2 rRNA genes are annotated in these 5,323 nt (G+C 57.0%); both read right to left on the bottom strand.

Annotated features, from left to right (window positions below):
* Positions 1-3,072: ribosomal RNA gene (locus D1781_RS17295) — 23S ribosomal RNA — on the bottom strand; the annotation flags it as partial.
* A 487-nt stretch (positions 3,073-3,559) separates the two neighbouring features.
* Positions 3,560-5,078, bottom strand: a 16S ribosomal RNA gene (locus tag D1781_RS17300).
* Between the last annotated feature and the right edge of the window lie 245 nt (positions 5,079-5,323).

The following is a 5,323-nucleotide window of genomic DNA, read 5'->3' on the forward strand; positions in this document are numbered from 1 at the left end:
TCGTCCCTGCTTCCACATCCGGCCTATCAACCCAGTCGTCTACTGGGAGCCTCTCACCCTCAAGGGGCATGGAAGTCTCATCTTGAAGACGGCTTCCCGCTTAGATGCTTTCAGCGGTTATCCGGTCCGAACGTAGCTAATCAGCGGTGCTCCTGGCGGAACAACTGACACACCAGAGGTTCGTCCATCCCGGTCCTCTCGTACTAGGGATAGATCTTCTCAAACTTCCTACGCGCGCAGCGGATAGGGACCGAACTGTCTCACGACGTTCTAAACCCAGCTCGCGTACCGCTTTAATGGGCGAACAGCCCAACCCTTGGGACCTACTCCAGCCCCAGGATGCGACGAGCCGACATCGAGGTGCCAAACCATGCCGTCGATATGGACTCTTGGGCAAGATCAGCCTGTTATCCCCGAGGTACCTTTTATCCGTTGAGCGACAGCGCTTCCACAAGCCACTGCCGGATCACTAGTCCCGACTTTCGTCCCTGCTCGAGATGTCTCTCTCACAGTCAAGCTCCCTTGTGCACTTACACTCGACACCTGATTGCCAACCAGGTTGAGGGAACCTTTGGGCGCCTCCGTTACTTTTTGGGAGGCAACCGCCCCAGTTAAACTACCCACCAGGCACTGTCCCTGAACCGGATCACGGTTCGAAGTTAGACATCCAGAGCGACCAGAGTGGTATTTCAACAATGACTCCACGAACACTGGCGTGCCCGCTTCAACGTCTCCCACCTATCCTACACAAGCCGCACCGAACACCAATACCAAGCTATAGTAAAGGTCACGGGGTCTTTCCGTCCTGCTGCGCGTAACGAGCATCTTTACTCGTAGTGCAATTTCGCCGAGTTCGCGGTTGAGACAGCTGGGAAGTCGTTACGCCATTCGTGCAGGTCGGAACTTACCCGACAAGGAATTTCGCTACCTTAGGATGGTTATAGTTACCACCGCCGTTTACTGGGGCTTAAATTCTGAGCTTCGCCTTGCGGCTGACCCTTCCTCTTAACCTTCCAGCACCGGGCAGGCGTCAGTCCGTATACATCGTCTTGCGACTTCGCACGGACCTGTGTTTTTAGTAAACAGTCGCTTCCCACTGGTCTCTGCGGCCGTCCACGCTCGGGCAGCAAGTGCCGTCACGTTTCTGGCCCCCCTTCTCCCGAAGTTACGGGGGCATTTTGCCGAGTTCCTTAACCACGATTCTCTCGATCTCCTCGGTATTCTCTACCTGACCACCTGAGTCGGTTTGGGGTACGGGCGGCTTGAACCTCGCGTCGATGCTTTTCTTGGCAGCATAGGATCACCGATTTCGCTCGTGAGAGCTACCCATCGGGTCTCAGGCTGTGTGAGACACGGATTTGCCAATGTCTCGCCCTACACCCTTAGACCGGGACAACCATCGCCCGGCTCGGCTACCTTCCTGCGTCACACCTGTTAGCACGCTAGCCGCACCAGACTGGGTCGACCGCTACGCCACGGTCCTGGAAGCCCGAAGGCCACAGCGACGGTGGTTTCAGAGTCTTAGCATTACTGGATTGACTGGGGCGGTTCTTCGCCGGTACGGGAATATCAACCCGTTGTCCATCGACTACGCCTGTCGGCCTCGCCTTAGGTCCCGACTTACCCAGGGCGGATTAGCCTGGCCCTGGAACCCTTGGTCTTCCGGAGGACGGGTTTCTCACCCGTCTTTCGCTACTCATGCCTGCATTCTCACTCGTGTGGCGTCCACGGCTGGATTCCTCCGCCGCTTCACTCGCCACACGACGCTCTCCTACCGATCCGCACGACTGAACCACGAAGGCTTGTCACAAATGCGAATCCCACGACTTCGGCGGTGTGCTTGAGCCCCGTTACATTGTCGGCGCGGAATCACTTGACCAGTGAGCTATTACGCACTCTTTCAAGGGTGGCTGCTTCTAAGCCAACCTCCTGGTTGTCTATGCAACTCCACATCCTTTCCCACTTAGCACACGCTTAGGGGCCTTAGTCGGTGGTCTGGGTTGTTTCCCTCTCGACGATGAAGCTTATCCCCCACCGTCTCACTGCTGCGCTCTCACTTACCGGCATTCGGAGTTTGGCTGACGTCAGTAACCTGTTGGGGCCCATCGGCCATCCAGTAGCTCTACCTCCGGCAAGAAACACGCAACGCTGCACCTAAATGCATTTCGGAGAGAACCAGCTATCACGAAGTTTGATTGGCCTTTCACCCCTATCCACAGCTCATCCCCCAGGTTTTCAACCCTGGTGGGTTCGGTCCTCCACGACGTCTTACCGTCGCTTCAACCTGGCCATGGATAGATCACTTCGCTTCGGGTCTAGAACACGCGACTGACTCGCCCTATTCGGACTCGCTTTCGCTACGGCTACCCCTCACGGGTTAACCTCGCCACGTATCGCTAACTCGCAGGCTCATTCTTCAAAAGGCACGCCGTCACAGCTACAAGGCTGCTCCGACGGTTTGTAAGCAAACGGTTTCAGGTACTATTTCACTCCCCTCCCGGGGTACTTTTCACCTTTCCCTCACGGTACTTGTCCGCTATCGGTCAACTGGGAGTATTTAGGCTTACCAGGTGGTCCTGGCAGATTCACACGGGATTTCTCGGGCCCCGTGCTACTTGGGATGATCTCCACGCGTCCGTGCTGTTTCGACTACGGGATTACCACCCTCTGTGATCGACCTTTCAATGTCGTTCGTCTACAGCGCGGATCATACGAGTGCTGATCGGCAGATCAGCGTGAGAGTCCCACAACCCCGACCATGCAACGCCTGCCGGCTTGACACATGATCGGTTTGGCCTCTTCCGGTTTCGCTCGCCACTACTCACGGAATCACGGTTGTTTTCTCTTCCTGTGGGTACTGAGATGTTTCACTTCCCCACGTTCCCTCTACCCGCCCTATATATTCAGGCGGGAGTCGACAGGTCCCATCGCTGGGCCTGACGGGGTTTCCCCATTCGGACACCCTCGGATCGAGGCTCGCTTATCAGCTCCCCGAGGCTTATCGCAGATTGCTACGTCCTTCTTCGGCTCCAGTTGCCAAGGCATCCACCGTTTGCTCTTCGAAACTTGACCACATACATGAGTATGAATCGTGCCCACGCTCGACACCTTCCGGCGCCGATCACGGACATGACCAATGGTTGACACCACACTTGCGTGCGGTGTCGAACATTGTTTGACCCGAGCCCGAAGGCTCGAATCGAAGATGCTCGCGTCCACTATGGAGTTCTCAACATACGGTCGGCACTCCAGGACCACCCCAGACCAGCTGGAGCCTCCCGAAGTCCGAGGGCCAGACCCACCCGGCAGCAGCACCGCTTCCGCAGTACCACCACCCGCGGTGGAGCCGATCCCTCAGGACCCAACAGCGTGCACGTCACCGATCCGTCCCAGCGACCCGCCTTCCAGACCCACCGAAGCAGGCCGTACTCACGAGCCACCGGTTCACCGGTGACCAATCGTCGATGTTCCACCCATGAGCATCCACCCGGACACGTTCGGTCCGATGGTGGCTCTGGCAGCAGCCACCCGAAGGCGAACCACTGCAGAAGCTCCTTAGAAAGGAGGTGATCCAGCCGCACCTTCCGGTACGGCTACCTTGTTACGACTTAGTCCTAATTACCGATCCCACCTTCGACGGCTCCCTCCACAACGGTTGGGCCACCGGCTTCGGGTGTTACCGACTTTCATGACTTGACGGGCGGTGTGTACAAGGCCCGGGAACGTATTCACCGCAGCGTTGCTGATCTGCGATTACTAGCGACTCCGACTTCATGAGGTCGAGTTGCAGACCTCAATCCGAACTGAGACCGGCTTTTTGGGATTCGCTCCACCTTACGGTATTGCAGCCCTTTGTACCGGCCATTGTAGCATGCGTGAAGCCCAAGACATAAGGGGCATGATGATTTGACGTCATCCCCACCTTCCTCCGAGTTGACCCCGGCAGTCTCCTATGAGTTCCCGCCATGACGCGCTGGCAACATAGAACGAGGGTTGCGCTCGTTGCGGGACTTAACCCAACATCTCACGACACGAGCTGACGACAACCATGCACCACCTGTGCACCTGTCTTGCGAGGAGACTGTTTCCAGCCTTTTCAGGTGCATGTCAAGCCTTGGTAAGGTTCTTCGCGTTGCATCGAATTAATCCGCATGCTCCGCCGCTTGTGCGGGCCCCCGTCAATTCCTTTGAGTTTTAGCCTTGCGGCCGTACTCCCCAGGCGGGGAACTTAATGCGTTAGCTGCGACACGGAATCCGTGGAATGGACCCCACATCTAGTTCCCAACGTTTACGGCGTGGACTACCAGGGTATCTAATCCTGTTCGCTCCCCACGCTTTCGCTCCTCAGCGTCAGTAACGGCCCAGAGATCTGCCTTCGCCATCGGTGTTCCTCCTGATATCTGCGCATTCCACCGCTACACCAGGAATTCCAATCTCCCCTACCGCACTCTAGTCTGCCCGTACCCACTGCAGGCGCGAGGTTGAGCCTCGCGTTTTCACAGCAGACGCGACAAACCGCCTACGAGCTCTTTACGCCCAATAATTCCGGACAACGCTTGCACCCTACGTATTACCGCGGCTGCTGGCACGTAGTTAGCCGGTGCTTTTTCTGCAGGTACCGTCACTTTCGCTTCTTCCCTGCCAAAAGAGGTTTACAACCCGAAGGCCGTCATCCCTCACGCGGCGTTGCTGCATCAGGCTTGCGCCCATTGTGCAATATTCCCCACTGCTGCCTCCCGTAGGAGTCTGGGCCGTGTCTCAGTCCCAGTGTGGCCGGTCACCCTCTCAGGCCGGCTACCCGTCGTCGCCTTGGTAGGCCATCACCCCACCAACAAGCTGATAGGCCGCGAGTCCATCCCAGACCGAAATTCTTTCCACTCCAGAACATGCGTTCCGAAGTCATATCCGGTATTAGACGTCGTTTCCAACGCTTATCCCAGAGTCCAGGGCAGGTTACTCACGTGTTACTCACCCGTTCGCCACTGATCCGCGGAGCAAGCTCCGCATCACCGTTCGACTTGCATGTGTTAAGCACGCCGCCAGCGTTCGTCCTGAGCCAGGATCAAACTCTCCGTAAATGTTAGACGCACACCAGGCACGAAGCCCGGCGGCACATCTAGGCCCACCCCGAAGAGCGGACGAGTTCAATCTGACTGACGAATGTCAACTGACATCCGATTCAATCCAAAGGAATCTCAAACCCGGCGAACCGGGTCGAGGTTTATTGGCATTGACAATTGTGCACGCTGTTGAGTTCTCAAGGATCGGCCGCACATCGCCCACCAGGCTTCCACCCAGCAGCTCGAGGCGCCTCGATGACTCC

The sequence above is a fragment of the Amnibacterium setariae genome, assembly GCF_003581425.1.
Lineage (GTDB): Bacteria > Actinomycetota > Actinomycetes > Actinomycetales > Microbacteriaceae > Amnibacterium > Amnibacterium setariae.